This window comes from Pseudomonas sp. OA65 (genome assembly GCF_017498305.1).
Lineage (GTDB): Bacteria > Pseudomonadota > Gammaproteobacteria > Pseudomonadales > Pseudomonadaceae > Aquipseudomonas > Aquipseudomonas zanjanensis.
Genome location: NZ_JAGDEZ010000008.1, coordinates 39,597 through 64,240, shown reverse-complemented (window position 1 = coordinate 64,240; position 24,644 = coordinate 39,597). Strand labels below are relative to the sequence as shown.

The following is a 24,644-nucleotide window of genomic DNA, read 5'->3' as shown; positions in this document are numbered from 1 at the left end:
CATGGCGACGATCAAGGATGTAGCGGCGCTCGCGGGTATTTCCTACACCACCGTGTCCCACGTGGTGAACAAGACGCGACCGGTCAGCGAGGAGGTGCGGCTCAAGGTCGAGGCGGCCATCGAGCGCCTGGACTACGTGCCCAGCGCCGTGGCCCGGTCGCTCAAGGCCAAGACCACGGCGACCATCGGCTTGCTGGTGCCCAACAGCCTCAACCCTTACTTTGCCGAACTGGCCCGGGGCATCGAGGATTACTGTGAGCGCAACGGCTATTGCGTGATCCTGTGCAACTCCGACGACAACCCGGACAAGCAACGCAGCTACCTGCGGGTATTGCTGGAAAAACGTATCGATGGGCTGATCTTCGCGTCCACCGGCGGTGATGTCGGCCTGGCCGAAGGGCTGGCCAACGTGCGCACGCCCATGGTGATCGTCGACCGCGGGCTCGAGGGTGTCGATGCGGACCTGGTGCGCATCGATCATGAATACGGCGCGTACCTGGCGACCCGGCATCTGCTGGAGCTGGGGCACCGCGATATTGCCTTTATCGGCGGCCCGGCCAATACCAGCGTGGCGCAAATGCGCTTGGCCGGTTACTGCCGGGCGCTGAAAGAGGCGGGGATCGAGTTGCCCGTCGAGCGCATGCTCGAGAGCGATTTCACCAGTACCGGTGGCTACCGCGCCGCTGCGCAACTGCTTGAGCGGCAACCGCCCAGTGCGATCTTTGCGGCCAACGACATGATCGGCATCGGTGTGCTGCGTGCCGCTGCCGAACGCAACGTGCGCGTGCCCAGCGAACTGTCGGTCATCGGTTTCGACGACATCCAGATGAGCCGTTATGTCTATCCGGCGTTGACCACGGTGGGGCAGTCGATCCTGCAGCTTGGCGAGATGGCGGCCGAGGTGTTGCTGCTGCGTATCGCGACGCCGAGCCTTGCCACCGACCAGCGGATCGTGACGCCGAGTATTGTCCTGCGAGAGTCGACTGCACCGCTGTCCGGTACATTCGCCCAATACCGCTGAACCGAATTGATGAGTAGTGATGTATGCCAGCAAAAGTAGTGGTAATAGGCAGCCTGAACATGGACCTGGTGACCCGGGCGCCGCGTCTGCCCCGTGGCGGTGAAACGCTGATTGGCAAGTCATTCGCCACCATCCCGGGTGGCAAGGGCGCCAACCAGGCGGTGGCGGCCGCGCGCCTGGGAGCGCAGGTGTCGATGGTCGGTTGCGTGGGCGACGATGCCTATGGCGAACAATTGCGCGGCGCGCTGCTGGCCGAGGGCATCGACTGCCAGGCGGTTCGCGTGGTGGAGGATTCCAGCGGCGTGGCGCTGATTGTCGTCGATGACAACAGCCAGAATGCCATCGTCATCGTCGCCGGTGCCAACGGAGCACTCACCGCCGAGGTCTTGGACAGTGTCGATGCCGTGCTGCAAAGCGCCGATGTCATCATCTGCCAGCTCGAAGTGCCGGACGCCACCGTCGGCCATGCCCTCAAGCGCGGCCGTGAGTTGGGCAAAATCGTCATCCTCAACCCGGCCCCGGCTTCCCATGCGTTGCCGGCCGACTGGTATGCCTGTGTCGATTATCTGATTCCCAATGAAAGCGAAGCCGCGGTGCTGAGCGGGCTGGCGGTGGACTCTTTGGAAACCGCCGAAGCCGCCGCAGCGCATCTGATCGCCGCCGGTGCCGGTAAGGTAATCGTGACCCTGGGGGCCCAGGGCTTGATGTTCGCCAACGGTGCCAGCTTCGAACATTTCCCGGCCCCGCAGGTCAAGGCAGTGGACACCACGGCCGCCGGAGACACTTTCGTCGGCGGCTTCGCGGCAGCCCTGGCCAGCGGCAAGAGCGAGGTCGACGCGATTCGTTTCGGCCAGGTCGCCGCCGCGCTGTCGGTCACCCGCGCCGGCGCGCAGCCTTCAATCCCCACACTGCTGGACGTACAGGCTTTCAAACCATGAAAAAGACGCCGTTATTGAATGTGGCACTGTCGCGACTGATCGCTTCCCTCGGCCACGGCGACAAGGTGGTCATCGGCGATGCCGGCCTGCCTGTGCCGCCCCAGGTTGAGTTGATCGACCTGGCCCTGACCCACGGCATTCCTGACTTTGTCAGCACCTTGAAGGTGGTGCTCAGCGAAATGCAGGTGGAAAGCCATGTCCTGGCCGAGGAAATCCTCGACAAGCAGCCGACGGCCCTGACGACCCTGCAAGCCCTGAATGCAGAGGGTGCGCTGGGTGAGCGGGTGCTGGTCAGTCATGAGCAATTCAAGGTTATCAGCCGACAGGCGCGGGCGATTATTCGCACGGGCGAGTGCTCGCCGTACTGCAATATCGTGCTGATCGCTGGAGTGACGTTCTAATCCTGTTCAACCCTGCACAAGGAGTGCGCCATGCACCGCTATGCTCAGAAAATGCATCAACTGATCCGGAGTCTGCTGCTTTTGTCACTGATCACCGCAACGAGCGCCCAGGCGGCGGAAAAGATCGACCTGATCATCGACACCGACCCAGGAGCCGATGACGTGGTGGCGTTGTTGTTCGCCCTGGCGTCGCCCGAGGAGCTGCATATCCGTGCGCTGACCACCGTTGCCGGCAATGTGCGCCTGGACAAGACCTCGCGCAACGCTCGCCTGGCCCGTGAGTGGGCGGGGCGCGAAGACGTGCCGGTCTACGCCGGTGCCCCGAAACCGTTGATGCGCACGCCCATCTACGCGGAAAACATCCATGGCAAGGAAGGCCTATCGGGTGTCACGGTGCATGAGCCGAAGAAGGGGTTGGCCGAGGGCAATGCCGTCAACTACCTGATCGACACGCTAAAGGCTGCCAAGCCCCACAGCATCACCATTGCGATGCTGGGCCCGCAGACTAACCTGGCGCTGGCGTTGGTCCAGGAGCCCGATATCGTCCAGGGCATCAAGGAAGTGGTGATCATGGGTGGCGCGCACTTCAACGGCGGCAATATCACGCCGGTGGCCGAGTTCAATCTGTTCGCCGACCCGCAGGCGGCCGAGGTGGTGGCCAAGAGTGGCGTGAAGCTGACCTACCTGCCATTGGACGTGACCCACAAGATCCTCACCAGCGAAGCGCGCCTGAAGCAGATCGCGGCGTTGAACAACAACGCCAGCAAGTTGGTGGGCGATATCCTCAACGAATACGTCAAAGGCGACATGGAGCATTACGGCATGACGGGGGGGGCGGTGCATGACGCGACGGTGATTGCCTATCTGCTCAAGCCGCAATTGTTCACCGGCCGTTCGGTCAATGTCGTCGTGGACAGCCGCGAGGGGCCAACGTTCGGGCAGACCATCGTCGACTGGTACGACGGCTTGAAGGCACCGAAGAACGCGTTCTGGGTGGAAAACGGCGACGCCCAGGGTTTCTTCGATCTGCTGACCGAGCGCCTGGCGCGCCTGAAGTAACTTGCCTGACATGTGCCCGCAGGCCGGAGCTGCGGGTGCACGAGCCTCAATCCACGGCGTCGACGATGCTCGGGTAGCGTTCGAAGGCTTGCTGGATGAAGTCGCGTGCGACCTCCGTTCCCAGCTCCTTCACCAACAATTCTATACCGATGAGCGCCAGCTCCTCCGGGCTGCCCGGGCTATAGGAGCTGTGGCCCTGCGACCATTTGGCATTGATGGTGGCTTCGATGCTGACGGTGCTCATGGTCGGGCTCGCGAGTTGGAGGTCTGTAGGCTGAGTTAACCATTTTTGCCGAGGATTTGGCACTGCGACTTAGGCATAGGGGGAGGGCTGTGCGACACTTGGTCCTTTATTTTTAAGGAGCCCCACCGTGCAGATCGATTTGAATGCTCCTGATGGCCTGACCGTCGAGGCGGTTCGTCAGTTGCTGGCCTCGGCCAGTGACAACGAGCATACCCAGCTGCGCGTGACCAAGGGCGGTATCGCCTATTTGTCCTCGGGTGTGGTCGGCGGCACCGACATCGATGGCTTGCGGTTTCGCCTCGAGACCTGGGCCAAGGGCTCGGGATACGTCGGTCGGGTCGCTGCCAGTGACGAAGTTTGGGTGATGCAGATCTACAACGCACTGAAGGACAACTGGCCCAATCCGCCCTTCGATTACATCGACGTTTATTGAGTCGCGTTCATATCCAGTCACGATTCAAGCCTGAACAGCGGGAACGGGCTCAGGCAAACTGCCAGCTTTCCCTCAGTCTGATGGCTGCGATGTTGAAACCAAGCGCTGTTTGGGTTGTCGCACGCTCACTGTTTATTCATCGAAAAAAGGAGGCTTCATGCCTTGGAAGCTCGCGTCATTGGGTACTTTGCTGGCCGCCATGTTCTTGAGCGGGTGCAGCAGTACCTCTGAGTCTAACCCCGAACCGGTGGCGACCGAGACCGGTCACAGCCGCTGCGAAGCAAAGGCCGCCGAGTTCGCCATTGGGAAGAAGGCCTCGCCACAGTTGCTGGAGCAGGCGCGTACCCGTGCCGGCGCGCAGAATGCGCGGATCCTCAAGCCCAACGACATGGTGACGCTTGAGTACCGCTCCGATCGCCTGAACCTCAATACCGATGCCAACCTGGTGATCAATCGGGTGAACTGCGGCTGATCGACGCTTTTCAATCGCCCATAAAAAACCCCGTCACATGGACGGGGTTTTTTTAGTGCGCCGAGAAATTACTCTGGGCGAACCTGTGCAGCTTGCATACCCTTTTGGCCTTTCTCAGCCACGAAGGAAACGGTCTGGCCTTCTTTCAGGCTTTTGAAACCGTCGCTTTCGATAGCTTTGAAGTGTACGAACAGGTCGTCACCGCCACCTTGAGGAGTGATGAAGCCGAAGCCTTTTTCATCGTTGAACCATTTAACGGTGCCGGTTTGGCGATTAGACATGGTGTATCTCCAAGAAACATATATTTTCAGTGTACTGTGCTGCTCAGGCCAACTGGGCACACCCGGGTATCATAGTCGAAATGTTCGATTTGGGAGCCCCCCGCAGGCGCTGTTTGCCAATCAGTCGTGTTTGCTTTATCCCCTTTGTCCGCTGAAAGGCCCGGTTTTAAAGGCTTTCAGCCGAAAGTAAAGACGATAAAAAAAGCTGAAAAACCTGCATAAATCAAAGAAAAAAGCCCTTATTCGAGCCTTTTTATCCCTGTCGGGCGCCTCGCAAGGCCCCAATTATTCATTTTTTCGCAGGTGGGTTGGCCTTGCATTTGGCGATCTGGCCGAGTGCTTTCTGTTGCAGCTCCGCAGTGGCCTTGTTGTCCATCAGGGCCTGGATGTCCGAAGCTGGGTAGGACTTGATCGCGTCTGCCCCGCAGGCGCAATGGGATTTGGCCGCGGCCGCGCCGATCTGGGGTGTCGCGGCTTGCGTGCATTGGGCCATGTATTTTTCGCGCTCGCCCTTGGGCCAGTCGGCATGGGCGGTCAGTGGAAGCAGCAGGGCGAGGGGGGCGACTACTGCGAACAATGTATTCAGACGCATGCGAAGATGCTCCTTTCGGGTCGATGTCTTGTTATCTGAGGCGTTACGCCGGCTTCAGTTCAGCACTCTGGCATAAAAACCCTGGATTGACGTCTGCTTCAATTCCCACGCGGCGATGACCGTTCATCTGTGCTAGCATGCCGGGCTCGGCTATTTCCAGGCTGCGGACGATCGTTCGTCCCGGCGGCAAAGAACCCGAATAACCCTGATTTGAATCCCAGTCACTCTGGTTCGGTTTTCCGGTTGGCCGCAAGGCTCCTGCCGCTGTAAGGCAGGCGTTCGTCATTGAATGGCCTGGACTGGATCTTGTACTGGCTCATCCCAACCCACGTGACCTTTGGTAGGGGTCACCACTAGGAGAGGAGGCGCCATGCCAACTATTACTCTTCCCGACGGCAGTCAACGTTCGTTCGATCACCCGGTTTCCGTAGCCGAGGTCGCCGCATCCATCGGTGCTGGCCTGGCCAAGGCGACCCTGGCCGGCAAGGTCAACGGCAAGCTGGTCGACGCCAGTGACGTCATCGACAGCGACGCCACGCTGCAAATCATCACGCCAAAGGATGAAGAGGGGCTGGAGATCATTCGCCACTCTTGCGCGCACCTGGTCGGCCATGCGGTCAAGCAGCTGTACCCGAGCGCGAAGATGGTCATCGGCCCGGTCATCGATGAAGGCTTCTATTACGATATTGCCTTCGAGCGTCCTTTCACCCCGGACGACATGGCGGCCATCGAACAGCGCATGCAACAGCTGATCGAAAAAGACTACGACGTCATCAAGAAAGTTACCCCGCGCGCCGAAGTCATCGAAGTCTTCAAGGCCCGTGGCGAGGACTACAAGCTGCGTCTGGTGGAAGACATGCCGGACGAGCAGGCCATGGGCCTGTATTACCATGAAGAATACGTCGACATGTGCCGCGGCCCGCACGTGCCGAACACGCGTTTCCTGAAGTCCTTCAAGCTGACCAAGCTGTCTGGCGCCTACTGGCGTGGCGACGCGAAGAACGAGCAGTTGCAGCGCGTCTACGGCACTGCCTGGGCGGACAAGAAGCAGCTGGCGGCCTACATCCAGCGCATCGAAGAAGCCGAAAAGCGCGATCACCGCAAGATCGGCAAGCGCCTGGGCCTGTTCCATACCCAGGAAGAGTCCCCGGGCATGGTGTTCTGGCACCCGAACGGCTGGACCCTGTATCAGGTGCTCGAGCAGTACATGCGCCAGGTCCAGCGTGAGAACGGCTACCTGGAGATCAAGACGCCGCAAGTGGTCGATCGCAGCCTGTGGGAGAAATCCGGGCACTGGGCCAACTACGCCGACAACATGTTCACCACCCAGTCGGAAAACCGCGACTACGCCATCAAGCCGATGAACTGCCCTTGCCACGTGCAGGTGTTCAACCAGGGCTTGAAGAGCTACCGCGAGCTGCCAATGCGCCTGGCCGAGTTCGGTGCCTGCCACCGCAACGAGCCGTCGGGTGCGCTGCACGGCATCATGCGCGTGCGTGCGTTCACCCAGGACGATGCGCACATTTTCTGCACCGAAGAGCAGATGCAGGCCGAATCCGCCGCCTTCATCAAGCTGACCATGGACGTCTACCGCGACTTCGGCTTCACCGAAGTCGAGATGAAGCTGTCCACTCGTCCGGAAAAACGCGTCGGCTCCGATGAGCTGTGGGATCGCGCCGAAGCGGCCCTGGCCGCCGCCCTTGATAGCGCGGGCCTTGCGTACGACCTGCAGCCGGGTGAGGGCGCCTTCTACGGTCCGAAGATCGAATTTTCGCTGAAAGATTGCCTCGGTCGCGTGTGGCAGTGTGGTACCTTGCAGCTCGATTTCAACCTGCCGATCCGTCTGGGCGCTGAATATGTGTCCGAAGACAACAGCCGCAAGCACCCGGTCATGCTTCACCGCGCGATTCTCGGTTCGTTCGAGCGTTTCGTCGGGATTTTGATCGAGCACTACGAGGGCGCGTTCCCTGCGTGGCTGGCGCCGACCCAGGCAGTGATCATGAATATCACTGATAAACAGGCAGATTTTGCCGCTGAAGTCGAAAAAACTCTCAATCAAAGCGGATTTCGTGCCAAGTCCGACTTGAGAAATGAAAAGATCGGCTTTAAAATCCGCGAGCATACTTTGCTCAAGGTTCCCTTTCTCTTGGTTATTGGAGATCGGGAGGTCGAGATGCAGACTGTCGCTGTGCGTACTCGTGAAGGTGCTGACCTGGGCTCGATGCCCGTCGCCGAATTCGCTGAGTTCCTCGCGCAAGCGGTTTCCCGGCGTGGTCGCCCAGATTTGGAGTAATTATTATTAAGCGTGAAATGAGACAAGATAAACGAGCTGCACCGAAAGCCCCGATCAACGAGAATATCTCGGCACGCGAGGTTCGGTTAATTGGCGCTGACGGCGAGCAGATTGGCATCGTCTCGATTGATGAAGCGCTTCGTATTGCTGAAGAAGCCAAGCTTGATCTGGTAGAAATCTCCGCGGACGCAGTCCCACCGGTTTGCCGGGTGATGGACTACGGCAAGTCAATCTTCGAAAAGAAGAAGCAGATTGCCGCGGCGAAGAAAAACCAGAAGCAGATTCAGGTAAAAGAAATCAAGTTTCGTCCAGGGACGGAGGAAGGGGATTACCAGGTAAAACTGCGCAACCTGGTACGTTTCCTGAGTGATGGGGACAGGGCCAAGGTATCCTTGCGATTCCGCGGCCGTGAGATGGCCCACCAGGAGCTGGGGATGGAACTCCTCAAGCGGGTTGAACAAGACCTGCTCGAGTACGGTTCGGTCGAACAGCATCCTAAGATGGAAGGACGCCAGCTGATCATGGTCATCGCCCCGAAAAAGAAGAAGTAATCACCAGGGCACGGCAGGCCTTGCGATTATGTTTATCAACTGAATGCGGAGTATCCGAACATGCCAAAGATGAAGACCAAAAGTGGTGCTGCTAAGCGGTTTCTGAAAACTGCTAACGGTATCAAGCACAAGCACGCTTTCAAGAGCCACATCCTGACCAAAATGTCGACCAAGCGTAAGCGTCAACTGCGCGGTAGCAGCTTGCTGCATCCGTCTGACGTGGCAAAAGTCGAGCGCATGCTGCGCCTTCGTTAATTTTTGGATCAAGAATAGAGGAAGTAACTCATGGCTCGTGTAAAGCGTGGCGTCATTGCCCGTAAACGTCACAAAAAAATTCTGAAACTTGCTAAAGGCTACTACGGCGCGCGTTCCCGCGTATTCCGTGTTGCCAAGCAAGCGGTAATCAAGGCAGGCCAATACGCCTACCGTGACCGTCGTCAGAAAAAACGTCAGTTCCGCGCTCTGTGGATCGCTCGTATCAATGCTGGTGCTCGTGTTAACGGCCTGTCCTACAGCCGTTTCATCGCTGGCCTGAAAAAAGCGTCCATCGAGATCGACCGTAAGGTTCTGGCTGATCTGGCAGTGAACGAAAAAGCGGCGTTTGCTGCGATTGTCGAGAAAGCTAAAGCCACCTTGGCTTAAGTACCCCCGGCAGTCACCGGGGCCCACCTCTGTGGGCCCAGGTGTCAAACGTCATAAATAGGGGAAGAGCCTTAAAGCTCTTCCCCTATTTTGTATCTGGAGTCTGTACATGGAAAACCTGGACGCGCTGGTCGCTCAAGCACTAGAGGCTGTGCAAAGCGCTGAAGATATCAATGCCCTGGAGCAAATCCGGGTTCACTACCTTGGCAAGAAGGGCGAGTTGACTCAGGTGATGAAGACCCTGGGGAACCTGCCAGCCGAAGAGCGTCCGCAGGTCGGTGCGCTGATCAACGTTGCCAAGGAGCGTGTCACAGAGGTCCTTAATGCGCGCAAGGCGTTGTTCGAGGAGGCGGACCTGGCTGCCAAGCTCGCCGCCGAGTCCATCGACGTGACCCTGCCTGGCCGTGGCCAGACTTCTGGTGGCCTGCATCCGGTCACCCGGACCCTGGAACGCATCGAGCAGTTCTTCACCCGCATCGGCTACGGCATTGCCGAAGGCCCTGAGGTCGAAGACGACTATCACAACTTCGAGGCGCTCAACATCCCAGGCCATCACCCGGCCCGGTCGATGCACGACACCTTCTATTTCAACGCGAACATGCTGTTGCGCACCCATACCTCGCCGGTACAGGTCCGCACCATGGAATCGCAGCAGCCGCCGATCCGCATCGTCTGCCCAGGCCGTGTGTACCGCAGCGACTCCGATATCACCCACTCGCCGATGTTCCACCAGGTCGAAGGCTTGCTGGTTGATCGCGACATCAATTTCGCCGACCTCAAAGGCACCATCGAAGAATTCCTGCGGGTGTTCTTCGAAAAAGAGCTGGCCGTGCGTTTCCGCCCTTCGTACTTCCCGTTCACCGAGCCCTCGGCGGAAGTCGACATGGAATGCGTGATGTGCAGCGGCAAAGGCTGCCGCGTCTGTAAGCAGACGGGCTGGCTGGAAGTCATGGGCTGCGGCATGGTTCACCCGAACGTGCTGCGCATGTCCGGAATCGATCCGGAAGAATTCTCGGGTTTTGCCTTCGGCATGGGCGTGGAACGCCTGGCCATGCTGCGTTACGGCGTGAACGACTTGCGTCTGTTCTTCGACAACGACTTGCGGTTCCTCGCGCAATTTCGCTAGTCGTAACGAACCTTTAGGAGAGCAGGATGAAATTCAGTGAACAATGGCTGCGCGGCTGGGTAAGCCCGCAGGTAAGCCAGGACGAGCTGGTTGCTCGCCTGTCGATGGCCGGCCTCGAGGTCGATAGCGTGACGCCGGCCGCCGGTGATTTCAGCGGTGTGGTGGTGGGCGAGGTGCTGGGCACCGAGCAGCACCCTGACGCTGACAAGCTGCGGGTTTGCCAGGTCAGCAATGGCGCGGAAACCTTCCAGGTCGTCTGTGGCGCGCCCAACGTGCGCCCGGGCCTGAAGATCCCGTTCGCCATGATCGGCGCCGAGCTGCCGGGCGACTTCAAGATCAAGAAAGCCAAGCTGCGCGGCGTCGAGTCCAACGGCATGTTGTGCTCCCAGGCCGAACTGCAGATTGGCGAAGGCAACGATGGCCTGATGGAGCTTCCGGCGGATGCGCCGGTGGGCCAGGACATTCGTGAATACCTGGGCCTGGACGACGCAAGCATCGAGGTCGACCTGACGCCGAACCGTGGCGACTGCCTGTCCCTGGCGGGTCTGGCCCGTGAAGTCGGCGCGCTGTATGCCGCTCCTGTGACGCGTCCGACGGTCGCGACCGTGCCGGCCGTGCATGACGACGTGCGTTCGATTGAAGTCCTGGCGCCGGCAGCATGTCCGCGGTACCTGGGCCGTGTCATCCGTAACGTCGACCTGTCCAAGCCGACGCCGCTGTGGATGGTCGAGCGCCTGCGTCGCGCCGACGTGCGCAGCATCGACGCCGCCGTCGACATCACCAACTATGTAATGCTGGAGCTGGGTCAGCCGCTGCATGCGTTCGATCTCGCCGAAATCAACGGTGGCATCCGCGTACGCATGGCCGAAGAAGGTGAGAAGCTGGTGCTGCTCGACGGCCAGGAAGTGACCCTGCGCAGCGACACCCTGGTGATTGCCGACCACGCCCGCGCCCTGGCGATTGCCGGCGTGATGGGTGGCGAGCACAGTGGCGTATCCGCCACCACCCGCGATGTATTCCTGGAAAGCGCGTTCTTCGACCAGATCGCCGTCGCTGGCAAGGCTCGTTCCTATGGCCTGCACACCGACGCCTCGCACCGCTACGAGCGTGGCGTGGACTGGCAGTTGGCCCGTGAAGCCATGGAGCGCGCCACTGGCCTGCTGCTGGACATCACCGGTGGCGAAGCCGGGCCGGTCATCGAGACTGTCAGCGAACAGCACCTGCCCAAGATTGCACCGATCACCTTGCGTGCCCAGCGCATCACCCAGATGCTGGGCATGGAAATGGATTCGGCCGAAGTCGAACGCCTGCTCAGCGCCCTGGGCCTGAACATCAGCGCCGATGGGGCAGGGCAGTGGCGCGTCGAAGTGCCAAGCCATCGCTTCGATATCAGCCTGGAAGTCGACCTGATCGAAGAACTGGCTCGCCTGTACGGCTACAACCGCCTTCCGGTTCGCTACCCGCAAGCCCGCCTGGCCCCGCAAGCCAAGGCTGAAGCCCGCAGCGACCTGCCGGAACTGCGCCGCCTGCTGGTGGCCCGTGGGTATCAGGAAGCGATCACCTACAGCTTCATCGATCCGCGCCAATTCGAGCTGTTCAGCCCGGGCGTCGAGCCGCTGTTGCTGGCCAACCCGATCTCCAACGACATGGCCGCCATGCGCTCGTCCTTGTGGCCGGGCCTGGTCAAGTCGCTCCAGCACAACCTGAACCGCCAGCAGGATCGCGTGCGTCTGTTCGAAAGCGGCCTGCGTTTTGTCGGTCAGTTGGACGGCTTGAAGCAAGAGCCGATGCTGGCCGGTGTCGTCTGTGGCAGTCGCTTGCCGGAAGGCTGGGCGCAAGGTCGCGATGTCGTCGACTTCTTCGACGTCAAGGCTGACGTGGAAGCGGTGCTGGGCTTCGCCGGCGCGCTCGAGGCATTCACTTTCGTACCGGGCAAGCACCCGGCGCTGCATCCGGGGCAGACTGCGCGGATCGAGCGAGACGGGCGTGAAGTCGGCTATGTCGGTGCCATTCACCCGGAGCTGTCGAAAACCCTGGGCCTCGATCGTCCGGTCTTCGTTTTCGAGCTGGTCCTGGCTGAAGTGGCACAGGGGAAAATGCCGAAATTCCAGGAGTTATCGCGCTTTCCTGAAGTACGCCGTGACCTTGCGCTGCTGGCCGACCGTGAGGTCGCTTCCAGTGCTGTACTGGAGGTAATTTGTGAAAATGCAGGCGAATGGCTAACGGACCTCAGGCTATTTGACGTGTATCAGGGTAAAGGTATTGATCCGCATAGAAAAAGCCTTGCAGTCGGCTTGACCTGGCAGCATCCATCGCGCACTCTTAATGACGATGAGGTGAATACCGCAACGCAAAATATCCTCACCTCGCTCGAAACCAGGTTGAACGCCACGTTAAGGAAGTGACGTATGGGGGCTCTGACGAAAGCTGAGATGGCGGAACGTCTGTATGAGGAGCTGGGCCTGAATAAACGGGAAGCCAAAGAATTGGTCGAACTGTTTTTCGAAGAAATCAGGCACGCTCTGGAAGACAACGAACAGGTCAAGTTGTCCGGTTTCGGCAACTTCGACCTTCGGGACAAACGCCAGCGGCCTGGCCGCAATCCGAAAACGGGAGAAGAAATCCCGATCACGGCTCGCCGTGTGGTCACCTTTCGTCCAGGGCAGAAGTTGAAGGCCCGAGTTGAGGCTTATGCTGGAACCAAGTCATAACGACGAACTACCCGTCATCCCGGGCAAACGCTACTTCACCATTGGTGAAGTCAGCGAGCTGTGTGCGGTAAAACCACACGTGCTGCGCTATTGGGAGCAGGAGTTTCCTCAACTCAACCCGGTCAAGCGCCGCGGAAACCGCCGGTATTATCAGCGACAAGACGTGCTGATGATCCGGCAGATCCGCGCGCTGCTGTATGACCAGGGGTTCACCATCGGCGGCGCACGCCTGCGCCTTTCCGGTGATGAGGCCAAGGACGATACAACCCAGTACAAACAGATGATCCGCCAGATGATCGCCGAGCTTGAAGATGTGCTGGTGGTGCTCAAGAAATAAAATTTCTGCTTTTAAATCTTCCAGTTTTCAAAAGCTTGCGATATATTCTTGAGCGTTCCAGTGAGAAGTGGAACAAGATTCACGCCTAGTCGGGGCGTAGCGCAGTCCGGTAGCGCACTAGCATGGGGTGCTAGGGGTCGAGTGTTCGAATCACTCCGTCCCGACCATATTTACTGAGTAAAATCAGGCAGTTAAGCCGATCAGATAGATCGGCTTTTTTGTGCCCGCGCAAAACTTGTGGCCATGCTTCTTCGTAGGGGAACATACAGCGTTTTGGTGATCAAGGCTGGCTCCTGGCGTATCCGCCAACGATCCTGATCGCCTATATGTCGCGCTTGGCATCCCACTGCCCAACACGCCATGTCAATCGAACATCAATGCCTGTGTCAGACTGAGATCATAATCCGTATCACCCAAATGGCTAGCCATACACATCAAGCCAAACCCCACGGCCTTATGCTTGTTCCAAAGTCTTTCAAGATTTTCTACCAGCGGCAGCAAGCATTTTTCTTCGTAGGGGCTGAGTTCGAAGTCGCTCGGCTGGGAGCCAATCGTGTCGAAGTAATCATTAGCCACCAGCTCCTCCTCTGCATCCGATCGCAAGCAAGTCATTTCATCGTAGGCGCTGTAACAGGTCTCGCGCTCCTCGGCCATGAACGCTTGGAACTCGGCTTCGTCGTCGGGAAATTCCTCCCTCAAGTCATCGGGTACATCGGCAAGGCTTTTTATGAGCTTCCCACGATAGTCCTGCTTGAGTCGGGCAACGAAGTAATCGAGGCGATCGAATTTATGGTAGGTATCCGATAGCCATCCGGCTTTGACGTTCAACCATCGCGCATCACTGACTTTATCCATCAGCGTGTCCAGGTCGTCTCCCAGAGGTGTACGACCGAATACCGTTTTCAGGAAATCGTGCTGCTTGTTGAACTGGTCGTATTGTTTTTCGTAAGCGGCATCTATTTCGTTTGCTTGTTTGATCGTCATAGGTAAGGCTCGTTTGGACTGCCTAAGAGAAGGGGAGCTGGAAAGTGGCTGTGATTCAGATAACGAAAAACCTGCCAGGTCGTTATTCCTCGATGCCCATTACCGTATATACGCCGGGCTTTACCCGCATGTATTGAGTTTTTGCCCCTTTGCCAACGCTGAATCCATCCGCACCGGTCTTTTCATCTTGTGCGTTGTTGGCGACGGTGGTCCCAATCGCCGACTTCTTGAAGAACTCGAAACCAATCCGATATTTTTCCATCAGTTCCTTGCCCTCAAGGCACATCACCCGGCGTCGCTCCGAGGTCAGCTCCTGAATTTCAAAAGGATTGCTCAGTGCGCCATTACGCGTTTCCAACAAAATTGATTCATACAACGTCATGCTTTTTCCCTTAGAGTCAGGCAGTCAGAAGGAATCCTGGCCGCCGGGATTGATCGTCAATGCGTGGGTGAAACACGCCCATTGTTAAAAAACGCGAACCGCACCGGCCGCCGTAGGCAGGAAGAGCCAGGCCTCTGTCACAGGTTTGCCGGAAGCAGCCTCAATCGCTTGGGCGTACGCGTTGAGTTGGCCGGCATGTTCCTGGGCCAGCCGCTCCCACTGTGGCTCGGGGGATGGATTGGATTTATGGTCAATGAGTACCCACCCCTCTTTTGTATCCAGCAGCAGGTCGATGCGTCCATTCAGTACCTGCCCTGAGGTGAGCAACTGTTGCACCGGGTACTCGGCCATGGCTTTAGCCTGCGGCCACCGGGACTCGATCCAAGCATGCAAGGCAGATAGCTGATTGATGACTTGGCTGGCGCTCACATGCTCATGTACTTCATGGTTCAGCAGCAGACGCTGCACTTCGTCCAGGACGACGGGACGGCTTGGATCGGTGAACGAGAGGCACAGACTGGCGTGAATCGCGGTCCCCAATGCACTCATTTCCGGCATGCCCTGCAAGGCAATGCGGGTACCGATTTGGCATTTTTCGCCGGCGCCTGTCACCGGTCGGATGACGCTACTGGACGGTTGAAAGCTCAGTTGCATGCGGGGCTCGGCAACTACCAGTGGTGCAAACCAATGCAGATTTTGCATGGCAAATGGGACAGGTTCTGGCGTATGACCGGCGGTAAGTGTTTGACAGTCGGCCGGCAGCGTTTTCCCGTTAGGTAAACGTAGGACCTGCTCGCCAGGAGTTGTCATCAGCCACGGAGCCTGGACGCAGTCGAGCCACTGCCCGGTTGTTTTTCTGCCGGAACGTGCAATCACCAGCAGATCGCGGGCGCGGGTCATGCTCACGTAGAGCAGGCGTTTTGATTCTTCAACAGCTTCCTCTCGGCACGTTTGGGCCAGGCTGGTCTGCTCGAACTTCTCGGCCAGTGGGACCTTCTGCTGTTTGCCTAGAGGCCAAGGCCAGTAGCGGATGAAGCGGTCGTGCAATGGTTTGTGCGGATCGAACGCGCTATTGGAGCGCGAAGAAACGGACCATAGACGGTCGCCAATATCGCGAGCCAAATCCATCAGGATGACAACCGGCCATTCCAGACCTTTGCTGGCGTGGTGGGTCATCACCTGAACGGCGTCCAACGCCGGTGTGGCCAATGCATCATTGTTAGCGCTGGCCGTTTCGCCCAACCAGAGCACCAGCCCGGAGATAGATGCAGCCCCCAGCCCATTTCGGCATAGGTCCTCATATTGCTGCGCCAAGTCGATTATTGCGTCGAGGTTGGCCATGCGCTTTTGAGCCTGTGCTGGCGAGGTTGACCAACTCGTGACGCGTGAAGGTAAGTCACACTCAGCGATTAAGCGTTGCAACGCTTCCACAGGCGTCAGCAATGGAAGGTCCGCGCGCAGCCGCGCCACTGCCGCAACCAAGGGGTGTGCCCGATAATCGTCGATGTCTTGCTCGCGCCACAGCGCTTTTGGATGACCTGCATGCAAATAACGCAGTCGCTCCGCAACCCAGCTTTCCGGCTCTTCTGCCTCAGCCAGCGAAACAATCTGCGCGGTAGCCAGGGTATCGAAGGGATCATTCAAACGACACAAGCACGCCAGCGCCAGGGTTGCTTCTGCGGTAGCCAGCAAGCCGGGCTGCGCAGTGGAGCAGGGCATTCCCGCTGCAGCGAGGGCGGCGGCCACTTTGGCGACGTTGCTGTGGGAGTAGCAAAGTACGGTGATATCGCCCAGCTGGACGTCACGGATTTCCTTGCTGTTTTTATCGAATACCTGATGCCGGTTTCTCACCAGTTGGCTAATGCCTTCGGCCAACGCACTCACCTGCTGCTCGGCATTGCTGCCTTCGAGTAACCAATTGGCGAAGGCGGGCCCGGGCAGTTGGTCCGCTCGAGTAGGTATCAGCTGAACTTCGTCGGGCGGCAAGCTGCTGGAGAACGCCGGGCCAAACACTTCGTTCGCCAGCTCGACCAGCTCCGGTCGTGAGCGCCACGAGTTACGCAACACCTGTTTCTCACCGCCCATTTCGGGTAACGCGTTGAGGATGGCCTGCATCAATGCACAGTCGCTGCCACGAAAGCCATAAATGGCCTGCTTGATATCGCCTACCCAGTAAACCCGTTTGGCAAAGCGCGAAAGCTTCAGGAAGACTGCCAACTGCATTGGGCTGGTGTCCTGGAACTCATCAACCATGACCAGATCAAGTTCTTGCTCCAGCACCTGAATCACGGCGGGGTTGTCTAGCAGTTTCAGCAATGCGTGTTCCTGGTCGGCAAAGTCCAGCACGCCGAGCTCAAGTTTGCTCTGGCCGTACACGTGCAATGCGTCGATGGCCAAGGTGAACACCTGTTCCAGATACACCGAGATATCGCGATGCAAGTCCGTGTGTTCTGCGTAGCGCTCTACCGTTTCGGTCAGGCTTGCAACCAATGGCTTGAGCTTGGCTTCCGGGGCCGATTTTGCCAACTTTGCCCAGGCACTCCAGCGCGCGTTGCCTTGCAGCAACTCACGGTGGAAATCCATGAGCAGGGATACATAGTCCGCCGTAAGCTTTATTTTGCTGTTGGCAGCGTTCAGTTGTCCAAGCACATCAGGAATGATGCGTAGGAGCTCACCACTCAAGTCGGTTTTGGTCGCTGTGGGAAAATGCTCAAGCATGTCCTCGGCATTGCGGACAGCAAAGCCACGAGCCAGATCGAGATCGATGTCGTTGGTGCGTAGCTGATCTAACAGTCGGCGCAGTTCATCGAGCCAGTTATTGCTCGGATAGTCGCCCTGTTGATTAGTGACTTCCAAGCCCAGACGGCGTGCGATGGCAAGGAAGGTGTCCATGCTTTCACCATGCAGGACTCGATCTACTGCCTGATTGAGCAGCACTTTCGCCTGATTCTCTTCCAGGACTCGTTGTTGTGGTGGCATGCCTGCTTCAAATGCGAAGCGCTCAAGCAATTGGCCGCAAACGCTGTTGACGGTGCCTATCCGGGCCTGCCCCATAGAGGTCGCCAAGCCAATCTCACCTTTTTTGAGCAAATGGCTGCGTACTCGCTCGCGAAGTTCGGCTGCCGCTTTTCGTGTAAAGGTGGTGGCAATAACGCCTGCAGGTTGGACCTGCTGACTGAGCAATTCCTGGTGTAGAATCTCTGTGAGCCGGTGAGTTTTTCCGCTGCCGGCGCCTGCGCTGATAAAAGTGATGTGCGCGTTCTTAGGCATTGTCATTGCTCCCATCCGGCCAGGGCCAGGTAGTCGTTGTAGGCTTCCTTGAGGTATTCCATTGGCATCGCTTTCTCGGGCGGTGTTGAAGCCTCGTCCTCTTCAATGCTTTCCAGTGCCACTTCAAAGACGCCCGCAGTGATTTGCGCCTGACGCCATTTCCAGGCCTCGGTAAAGCTCTGCCAGAGTTCGGGCGTGGTGCTTGGCGGATTGGCGGGCACCCGTTCCGAATCGGCAAATACGCGGTCATCCGGTGTCAGCAGGCGGGCGGACTCCAGAATGAAATACGCTACGGACGGCAACGAATTGGTCTCCTGACGCAGCAATTCGGCATAAATCGCCAGTTGCAAATGGCGGTTCGCCTTGAGTTGTTCGGGATATTTTTTGCCGCCGGCCCACTTCATATCAACGATGGCTCGATGCCCGTCTTCTGTAGTCAGTACCAAGTCGGCAGAACCCGCCAGAGCGCCTCCAGCGAATTGCCCGTCCAACGCCTGCTCTGCGGTTACAACGCGGACATTGGCATTGGCAAAGTGTGCTCGCAGCTGGGTCATTGCACGCAACACTCGGTGGCGCAGGGTCGACAGATCGGCACCGCGCCCCTCCATCAACAGCACTGCCCCTTCTTCACGCACCACGCGCGGGAAATGAGTCGAGAACCACGCGGCGAAGGCTGCCGCGTCCATGGTCAGCGCGTCGGCTCGGCTGAAAAAGTGTTCAGCTAAACGGTGAGCAAGCGAACCGTTCAGAAGAAAACTGTCGCTCAGACTGAGACTCTTGGATGCCTGAATCTTGGCTCCGTATTGCAGCAGCCATTGGTAAGGGTTGAACAGCAGCAGGTTGAGGCTCGAGAAAGAGGCTTTTTCTGGCAGAGCCAGCGGCATGTCTGCCGGCAGCTTCCACCAGCGTTTGCGCACTGGTAGGGGGGTCGACGGTTGTGGCTGAAATAGGAGGCCGGGCGCAAACAAAAGGTCCTCCAGCGCATGTACTTTTGGGTGCTGAGCAACCGTTTCGATCATCTGCCAAAGTGGGTGACTTTCCTCGTGTGGCGGCGCCAGCACCAGCGTTAGATTGCGGTTCGCGACCAGCAATGGCCGTAGCCAGTCTTGGGCCGCTTGAGCCAGCAGCGTTCCACCGTCGGGCAGCGCCACTCCTGCATTTGCGAGTTGCAGCAGTTCCGCCTTGGACCACGGCGAAATGGCAGGCAGTGCCGGCATGGCCAGATTCCACCACACCACCGTGTCCGAGCTCTCAATGGCAGCCCCCGGGCGGGAAACGGTCAAATGAGCGCCGACCTGGGCGGCCAGTAACGGATTATCCGTGCCACTCGCAGTGGCCTGTTCGATCACCTGCTGCAACTGCCGCGGACGTAACCGCTCGACGCCTTGAATTTGAAGCGTCTCTAGTGTTTCCAAAGCAGCTTCGCACTGCGCATAACCCGCCCGAGCAGCTAGGCTGTGTGCGGGTTCTTCGTGGCCCAGGCGCGGTTGAAAGAACGCCAGCAAGCGCTGGACACGCACCAGCACTTCGCTCAGTGGCGCGCCTTCATCAACACTGAACGTGGGAGCTTCGAGCCAGTCGCCAATGGATGTCCGAACACGAGGCGCTTCGGCACCGTAGTGTTCTGCGATGCGCTCCAGGACTGCTTCCCATTCGGCTCCGACAATACCCGGCATAGTCGATACCTTGGTCGCCAACTGTCGACGGGCAAACAACCGAATCGGGCATATCGGATGGGTCAGAAACTGTAATAGCGCCGGGTAATTCAGTGGCGCCCAAAGCAACTCCATTGCCAAAGGCAATACCTGCAGGGCCGGCCGCAAATCGCTGCTGCCATTCAGGCCATGGCGAGCTTGGTTTGCACCGACTAAATGACCATCAAGGCAGCCGCCTTCGGCACCGGCCACCAGCAAGGTCTGCACGCGCTCATCCAGCGAGCGACTCAACCAGCTCGCCGCCAACACTCGCGTCTGTGCCTGGACGACCTTTACCGTGCCGTCCTCTTGCCACGGCATCGGCGTCACGCGTTCACCGGCAATGCTCCTGCGCAGTTGCGTCTGCAACTGGCCGAGGAAGCCTTGCGCCGTGCCCACGGGCACCTCGAGGCGCTCGTGTGGGAGGTGATGCAGCACCGCTTGCCAACCAAGTGGGTACACCTCCCAATCGTCAGCCAGCAGCACATTCTTGATCGGTGGTCGCCGCACAGCCAGAGCCGCGGCAACATTGTGCAGGCGTTGCCCAATCGATGGCGCGACTACCTCGCGGGCTTTCATCTCTACCTCGGTAAGGTCCTTCAGGCGTAGGCTGGCATCTGCCTCCACGCGCCCATCCCAACCGTACAGATACAAGTCATCTCGCCAAGCCAGCAATGCAGCGGACACACCCAGCTCATCAGCGGAAAAACTGGCGCTGTAGAAACGCTGTGCGTTGTTGCAGTGTGCCAGGCAATCCCGATACGCCGCTGTACGCTGCGCCGCGCAAGGCTGGTGTGCTGTCAGGCCCAGTTGGGTTTCCAGAATATCCAGAAACCCCTGTGGCCCGACCGTCAAAGCGCCCAGCTGATTGCTCGCCCGGGTTGCCCGTTGACCATCGAGTTGCATACCGAACGTGATGAGCATTTCAGACACGTTGACGCTCCTTGTGAACGTTGAGGGTTCAACACACCGCTATCGGTGAGTTGTTGTAACGACCTAAAGACGAAACACATTTAGCGGCTGGCGGCTACCGTACGAACGAGGTGCGACGGATTGCGTCGTGGTCGACACGTTTGTCAGCGAAGGCGCTGTTCTCGCCATATTTGCGACTTATCCAGGATTGAGCCAACTCAGGGCTCGATGAACACGTAAGGCGAGGTTGGGGTGGTGGGCGTTGCGTTCGTTGTGGTGGCGAGTCTTGAGCGACTGGTAATCCATTCCAGGAGTTTCCTTAGGGCAGAGGATGTCCGCTTGGCCTTGATTATCGAGGCTGTATCGGCGGATTAGGCTCAGGCTTGAGCATTCGGGGATACTCAGTCCAGTGCTTTCTCGCGCAGTGTGGCGATAAGCTATCACTTGTTGAGGGGAGGGATCCACAGGTGGAGAAACGTCAGCGAACCTGAGTGGGAGCGTTGAAACACTTGTAACCGGGATACTGGGCTTCGGCAGTGACCTTGGCCATGGCCGAGCTCACTGCTTGTACGGTGATAGTGAAATTGGCTTGCGGACCGGCAGTGGCGATGGAGCGTTGCATGAAGGCGCTGTAGGTTTTCATGAGTGCTGGCTCTGGGTTGTATTGATGAGCCTTCATTGTTGTGATCAGCCGCGACAGGATGTGTCGAGATGCGTGTACGACACAAAATGTCGTTGTCATTTCGATAATGAGCCCTATCGAATGATCAACCGGAAGGCTGTCCGAATGAGCCCTGATGAAAAAGTATTCCAGTTTCTGGATGCCCTGTTGCCCGATGCCGAGAGCATGCGGTTTGTCGAGTCGCGGTCGCCATGCGTTGCGGATGCAGACATTGGCATGCCGTCCTTGAGAGTGTTGAAAGCACCTGTGGATGGCAACCTTGCTTACCTCACGATCAAGGCCGCGAGCCCCATGGTCACCATGGTCGATCCCGCGTTGCTGCGCATTCTGTATCGTTCGCTACGCGATGACTCGCTCGCCTCAGACCCGGATGCGCTCAATGATCTTGGCTGGCTATGGATCAACGGTCGTCGCGTCCCTTTCGATAGCGTCCTCGCTCGGCGGTTGTTCAAACTCGCGTATGTGTTGGGATCGGGTGAGGCGGCATTCAATCTTGGCGAGCAAGCCTGGTATGGCCGGGGCATGTGCGTTAACCAGGACCTTGCGACCAGTTACTACGAGCAGGCCTATGAACGCGGCATCACGTGTGCGGCGCAGGCGTTGGGGCGTTTGCATGAAAAAGGAATGGATGGCCAGGCGCCAGACTTTGCCAAGGCTACGCACTGGTACCGGCTGGCTGCCGGAGCTGCGTTTGCGTCAGGAGAAAAATGCTATGGGTTTTGAGAGTTGGGGATCGATGGCGATGCTGGGGCTGATCCTTTCAGTGCTGGTTGCGCTGTACACGCGATGCGGCAAAACCTGGCGTTTACTCAGCGATTGGCATGTCACTGCGCAGGAGCGTCGAACTCGCGCGAATTGGCATGCCGAGGAAAATCGCGAGCTCAGATCGGCGCTGCGAGCGGAAGAGGCTCATGTGGAACAGCTACAGCGCAAGGTGGAAATTCTGCAGGCCTTGCTGCCTGTGGCGTAAAGCGAGCGTAACAGAGGAGTAATGACATGCCCATAAGACCAAGACCCTTCACATTTGTCTGTGGCAAATGTGGCTGGAAGAAAACGGTCGTGCCACTTAGCGATGCCCTTGGACCGGGGGATTGGTGCGATCGATGTGAGAAATGTGGAAACGAAGCGTTGACCCGACAACCGGCCAATATGATTGATCGTACGTTGGCTGAATGGTTTGCCCGGTTACGTAGATAGGAGGAAGTCATGGTCGAATTCCAGGGGCAGCGTTTGCGTGATGCTTCCCATGTGGTCGTATTTACTGGCGCGGGCGTTTCTGCCGAGAGTGGCATCCCGACGTTTCGCGACGCCTTGACTGGCTTGTGGGAGCGTTTCGATCCAGCGGCATTGGCCACCGCCGAAGCATTTCGCAACGACCCGGCGTTGGTGTGGGGATGGTATGAATGGCGACGCTCAAAGGTACTTGCCGCCAAACCAAACTCCGCCCATTTGGCTATTGCCGAACTCGCTCGGTTAGTCACCAGGCTGACGGTCATTACTCAGAATGTCGATGATCTGCACGAGCGTGCGGGTTGTCATGGAGTGATTCATTTGCACGGCAGCCTCCATTCGCCGCGCTGTTTTGCGTGTGCCCGGCCTTTTGAGGGGACCACTGATCAGTTGAATGATCATGAAGACGGACGCAGGATCGAACCGCCACGCTGTCGACATTGTAACGGCAAGGTCCGGCCGGGCGTGGTCTGGTTCGGTGAGTCGCTACCGGAGCAGGCATGGCGCGAAGCGTTGGCGGCTGTCAGAGATTGCGATCTGCTGCTTTCGGTGGGGACTTCGGGGCTGGTACAGCCAGCGGCGGAAATTCCCCGGATCGCCAGGGAACATGGCGCTGTAGTAGTGCATGTCAACCTGCAGCGAGAATCGGTCCAGGGAGAATGGGAGTTCAGTCTCGTCGGCAAAGCGGCAGAAATACTGCCGCGGTTGCTTACTCAGGCAAACAAATAGCGGACGCCTTCAACGGTCAGCGAATTGCTTAACGAGCGCCCTGTCTGCCGAACATGGGTCTGTTCGAGGCCCACATGCCATCTTCTATCGCCTGGACGACGGCACCGTCGATCTCTTTGCTAAATCGCCAGGCTTGAATGCGCAACATTCCCTCAAGTTCTGGCAGCCAGTGGCAGAGCTGCATGGCGTAGGTACCTTTATTGCCGAAGCCCAGATGTTGTTTGACCCGCGAAACCAGGTCTGAGGAACTCCCGACATACAGCAGCGCCGAGGCGGGATTAAGACGGCAGTACGCCCGATCGTTTTTCCGATTCAACTTGGCCTCTTTAAAGGCGCCGTAGAACTCTTCGTACACATTGTTTTCAACTGAAAACTGGTAAATGTAGTGTGCATCAGCGCTGCACCAGTTCGTCAGGGATTTCAGCGTTTGTGCGGGATAGTCCTTGCGGATCTCGCTGAAAGGAATGCATACGTCATGGTGGCAATCAATAGCTGTGCCTTCGACGATTTTGGCCAGATTCCGGAGATTGCTGGCGATGTCGGTCAGGGTCGATGGTGTGAGCATGTGCGTCTCCCTTTTTAGTGTTCGAGTCGGCGGCTTACAGCAGACAGTTTTCTGGCCCATACGCCGCAGCGGCGCGGCGCAATGTATCGCCTACCTGTTGGCGTAGTACTGCCGGTTCCTGCACTATCAAAGAATCGCCCAACGACAAAATCCACCAGTGCAGTTGCCACGTGTTGTTAACAGTAGCCTGCACCTGGTAACCGTCCGACAGAGCGTCAAGCGCCATGTCTTTACTCAATGGTGTCTCTCGAATCAACCGCGCCTGGTGTTCACTCACCCAAGCCTTGAAGAGTATTTTTTCCGGCTTTCCGAACTGCAACGCATCTGTATCCAGGTAAGTTTTCAATTCAAACGATTCCAGGCCTTGGCATGGAGTATCGAGTACGGTTGCTTCACGAAAGCGATGCACGGCGAACTGACGAACATCGGTGTAGGGCGCGGCAGTAGCAATGAGGTAGGTAATCAGCCCACGCTGGACAATTGCCAGCGGGTTGAGCGTTAGCTCACTGATTTTGTCGTTGTGCGCTGAATAGTATTGGCAATGCACCTGCTGCTCGCTGATCAGGGCATGCTGCAGTGCCTCCAACGTTTCTGCCTGGATTTCCGGAGCTCGAAGATTGAAATCCGGCCGAACGCTCGCAACTTTGTCGGGCCAGCGCGCGGCGGGGTTGCCGTCTTCGAGGCCTTTGAGTTTTTGCCGGGCATGCTCGAAGCGCGGTTCCAGCACGCTCAACATGCTGCCCGGGAGCAGTGGACGGATTGCATCTTCGACCAACGCAAGACTTACGGCTTCAGTCAGAGTAATGCCCTGCAACTCGACGCTCACGCCCGGTTTCCAGTACCAACCGAAGGGCGTACCACCGTCGTTGCACTGCAATGGAAACACCAGGGACAGATCACGCAGGTCGCGCTCGATGCTGCGGCGGCTGATGGAGTAGCCAGTGGCCGTCAGGCGAGTCAGCAATTCACTCACTGTGATACCGGGTGAGCGTTTGGGCAGCTGTTGCAACAGCTCCCATTGACGACTCAAAGCGCTATGGGTCTTGGCTGAAGGCAAGGGAATCATCCTTGTAGTGTTGAAGCTGGCCTTTGGCT

General features: G+C 58.1%; 27 protein-coding genes and 1 tRNA gene. 18 read left to right on the top strand and 10 right to left on the bottom strand.

The window, feature by feature from the left end:
- Window position 1 precedes the first annotated feature (1 nt).
- The 4 genes from J3361_RS09105 to J3361_RS09090 are packed head-to-tail and all read left to right on the top strand — an operon-like array spanning window position 2 to window position 3,419.
- Window positions 2–1,021: a LacI family DNA-binding transcriptional regulator gene (locus tag J3361_RS09105; protein ID WP_186706632.1), complete on the top strand. Its 1,020-nt coding sequence runs from the start codon at window positions 2–4 to the stop codon at window positions 1,019–1,021.
- Window positions 1,022–1,044: 23 nt separating this feature from the next.
- The gene (gene rbsK / locus J3361_RS09100) at window positions 1,045–1,959 is read left to right on the top strand and encodes a ribokinase (protein WP_207964014.1); all 915 of its coding nucleotides are present in this window, start codon (window positions 1,045–1,047) and stop codon (window positions 1,957–1,959) included.
- Window positions 1,956–2,360, top strand: coding sequence for a D-ribose pyranase (gene rbsD / locus J3361_RS09095; RefSeq protein ID WP_207964012.1), 405 nt, complete (start codon window positions 1,956–1,958; stop codon window positions 2,358–2,360). Before rbsK ends, rbsD begins: the two co-directional genes overlap by 4 nt.
- Before the next feature lie 30 nt (window positions 2,361–2,390).
- Entirely contained in the window at window positions 2,391–3,419 is a 1,029-nt protein-coding gene (locus J3361_RS09090; RefSeq protein WP_207964010.1) for a nucleoside hydrolase, read from the top strand.
- Window positions 3,420–3,465: 46 nt separating this feature from the next.
- Here the strand turns inward: J3361_RS09090 and J3361_RS09085 are convergent, their stop codons facing one another.
- Window positions 3,466–3,663, bottom strand: coding sequence for a hypothetical protein (locus J3361_RS09085; RefSeq protein ID WP_186706635.1), 198 nt, complete (start codon window positions 3,661–3,663; stop codon window positions 3,466–3,468).
- Between the two features lie 127 nt (window positions 3,664–3,790).
- Between J3361_RS09085 and J3361_RS09080 the strand changes: the two genes are divergently transcribed.
- Complete coding sequence (locus J3361_RS09080) at window positions 3,791–4,096, top strand: hypothetical protein (protein ID WP_207964009.1); 306 nt, start codon at window positions 3,791–3,793, stop codon at window positions 4,094–4,096.
- Window positions 4,097–4,253: 157 nt separating this feature from the next.
- Window positions 4,254–4,568 (top strand): I78 family peptidase inhibitor, encoded by a 315-nt coding sequence (locus J3361_RS09075; RefSeq protein WP_207964008.1) that lies wholly within the window; start codon window positions 4,254–4,256, stop codon window positions 4,566–4,568.
- 68 nt (window positions 4,569–4,636) lie between these two features.
- Here J3361_RS09075 and J3361_RS09070 read toward each other — a convergent pair whose 3' ends face one another.
- Both J3361_RS09070 and J3361_RS09065 read right to left on the bottom strand, forming a co-directional pair.
- Complete coding sequence (locus J3361_RS09070; protein WP_003179963.1) at window positions 4,637–4,849, bottom strand: cold-shock protein; 213 nt, start codon at window positions 4,847–4,849, stop codon at window positions 4,637–4,639.
- Window positions 4,850–5,138: 289 nt separating this feature from the next.
- Window positions 5,139–5,441 carry a hypothetical protein gene (locus J3361_RS09065; RefSeq protein WP_207964007.1) on the bottom strand — a complete coding sequence of 101 codons (303 nt, stop codon included), beginning with the start codon at window positions 5,439–5,441 and terminating at the stop codon, window positions 5,139–5,141.
- Window positions 5,442–5,811: 370 nt separating this feature from the next.
- Here J3361_RS09065 and thrS point away from each other — a divergent pair, with 370 nt between their 5' ends.
- The 9 genes from thrS to J3361_RS09020 all read left to right on the top strand — a co-directional run bounded on the left by thrS (window position 5,812) and on the right by J3361_RS09020 (window position 13,268).
- Window positions 5,812–7,734 carry a threonine--tRNA ligase gene (gene thrS / locus J3361_RS09060; RefSeq protein WP_014337550.1) on the top strand — a complete coding sequence of 641 codons (1,923 nt, stop codon included), beginning with the start codon at window positions 5,812–5,814 and terminating at the stop codon, window positions 7,732–7,734.
- On the top strand, window positions 7,734–8,285 hold the full coding sequence (gene infC / locus J3361_RS09055) for a translation initiation factor IF-3 (protein ID WP_169432615.1): 552 nt from the start codon (window positions 7,734–7,736) through the stop codon (window positions 8,283–8,285). Before thrS ends, infC begins: the two co-directional genes overlap by 1 nt.
- A gap of 60 nt (window positions 8,286–8,345) precedes the next feature.
- The gene (rpmI, locus tag J3361_RS09050) at window positions 8,346–8,540 is read left to right on the top strand and encodes a 50S ribosomal protein L35 (protein ID WP_002553160.1); all 195 of its coding nucleotides are present in this window, start codon (window positions 8,346–8,348) and stop codon (window positions 8,538–8,540) included.
- A 30-nt stretch (window positions 8,541–8,570) separates the two neighbouring features.
- Complete coding sequence (rplT, locus tag J3361_RS09045; protein WP_002553161.1) at window positions 8,571–8,927, top strand: 50S ribosomal protein L20; 357 nt, start codon at window positions 8,571–8,573, stop codon at window positions 8,925–8,927.
- Between the two features lie 109 nt (window positions 8,928–9,036).
- Window positions 9,037–10,053, top strand: coding sequence for a phenylalanine--tRNA ligase subunit alpha (gene pheS / locus J3361_RS09040; protein WP_207964006.1), 1,017 nt, complete (start codon window positions 9,037–9,039; stop codon window positions 10,051–10,053).
- 26 nt (window positions 10,054–10,079) lie between these two features.
- The gene (gene pheT / locus J3361_RS09035) at window positions 10,080–12,458 is read left to right on the top strand and encodes a phenylalanine--tRNA ligase subunit beta (RefSeq protein ID WP_207964005.1); all 2,379 of its coding nucleotides are present in this window, start codon (window positions 10,080–10,082) and stop codon (window positions 12,456–12,458) included.
- Window positions 12,459–12,461: 3 nt separating this feature from the next.
- The gene (gene ihfA, locus J3361_RS09030; protein ID WP_002553164.1) at window positions 12,462–12,764 is read left to right on the top strand and encodes an integration host factor subunit alpha; all 303 of its coding nucleotides are present in this window, start codon (window positions 12,462–12,464) and stop codon (window positions 12,762–12,764) included.
- Complete coding sequence (locus J3361_RS09025; RefSeq protein ID WP_003179985.1) at window positions 12,745–13,101, top strand: MerR family transcriptional regulator; 357 nt, start codon at window positions 12,745–12,747, stop codon at window positions 13,099–13,101. Before ihfA ends, J3361_RS09025 begins: the two co-directional genes overlap by 20 nt.
- Window positions 13,102–13,191: 90 nt before the next feature.
- Window positions 13,192–13,268: transfer RNA gene (locus J3361_RS09020), tRNA-Pro, on the top strand.
- A gap of 196 nt (window positions 13,269–13,464) precedes the next feature.
- Here the strand turns inward: J3361_RS09020 and J3361_RS09015 are convergent.
- The 5 genes from J3361_RS09015 to J3361_RS08995 form a co-directional block, all read right to left on the bottom strand.
- On the bottom strand, window positions 13,465–14,085 hold the full coding sequence (locus J3361_RS09015; protein WP_207964004.1) for a hypothetical protein: 621 nt from the start codon (window positions 14,083–14,085) through the stop codon (window positions 13,465–13,467).
- Between the two features lie 82 nt (window positions 14,086–14,167).
- The gene (locus J3361_RS09010) at window positions 14,168–14,467 is read right to left on the bottom strand and encodes a hypothetical protein (RefSeq protein WP_207964003.1); all 300 of its coding nucleotides are present in this window, start codon (window positions 14,465–14,467) and stop codon (window positions 14,168–14,170) included.
- A gap of 84 nt (window positions 14,468–14,551) precedes the next feature.
- On the bottom strand, window positions 14,552–17,737 hold the full coding sequence (locus J3361_RS09005; RefSeq protein ID WP_207964002.1) for a UvrD-helicase domain-containing protein: 3,186 nt from the start codon (window positions 17,735–17,737) through the stop codon (window positions 14,552–14,554).
- Between the two features lie 2 nt (window positions 17,738–17,739).
- Window positions 17,740–20,355: a PD-(D/E)XK nuclease family protein gene (locus J3361_RS09000; protein ID WP_243458806.1), complete on the bottom strand. Its 2,616-nt coding sequence runs from the start codon at window positions 20,353–20,355 to the stop codon at window positions 17,740–17,742.
- A gap of 466 nt (window positions 20,356–20,821) precedes the next feature.
- Complete coding sequence (locus tag J3361_RS08995; protein ID WP_165933340.1) at window positions 20,822–20,986, bottom strand: hypothetical protein; 165 nt, start codon at window positions 20,984–20,986, stop codon at window positions 20,822–20,824.
- A gap of 144 nt (window positions 20,987–21,130) precedes the next feature.
- On the opposite strand from J3361_RS08995, the gene J3361_RS08990 reads away from it, so the two are divergent.
- From J3361_RS08990 to J3361_RS08980, 3 genes are all read left to right on the top strand, one after another.
- Complete coding sequence (locus tag J3361_RS08990; protein ID WP_207963999.1) at window positions 21,131–21,748, top strand: sel1 repeat family protein; 618 nt, start codon at window positions 21,131–21,133, stop codon at window positions 21,746–21,748.
- Window positions 21,738–21,995, top strand: coding sequence for a hypothetical protein (locus J3361_RS08985; protein WP_207963997.1), 258 nt, complete (start codon window positions 21,738–21,740; stop codon window positions 21,993–21,995). Before J3361_RS08990 ends, J3361_RS08985 begins: the two co-directional genes overlap by 11 nt.
- Window positions 21,996–22,231: 236 nt before the next feature.
- On the top strand, window positions 22,232–22,984 hold the full coding sequence (locus J3361_RS08980; protein ID WP_207963995.1) for an NAD-dependent deacylase: 753 nt from the start codon (window positions 22,232–22,234) through the stop codon (window positions 22,982–22,984).
- 28 nt (window positions 22,985–23,012) lie between these two features.
- On the opposite strand, the gene J3361_RS08975 is transcribed toward J3361_RS08980, so the two are convergent.
- Window positions 23,013–23,549: a GIY-YIG nuclease family protein gene (locus tag J3361_RS08975; RefSeq protein WP_207963993.1), complete on the bottom strand. Its 537-nt coding sequence runs from the start codon at window positions 23,547–23,549 to the stop codon at window positions 23,013–23,015.
- A gap of 34 nt (window positions 23,550–23,583) precedes the next feature.
- Entirely contained in the window at window positions 23,584–24,606 is a 1,023-nt protein-coding gene (locus J3361_RS08970; protein WP_207963991.1) for a WYL domain-containing protein, read from the bottom strand.
- Window positions 24,607–24,644: the final 38 nt, after the last annotated feature.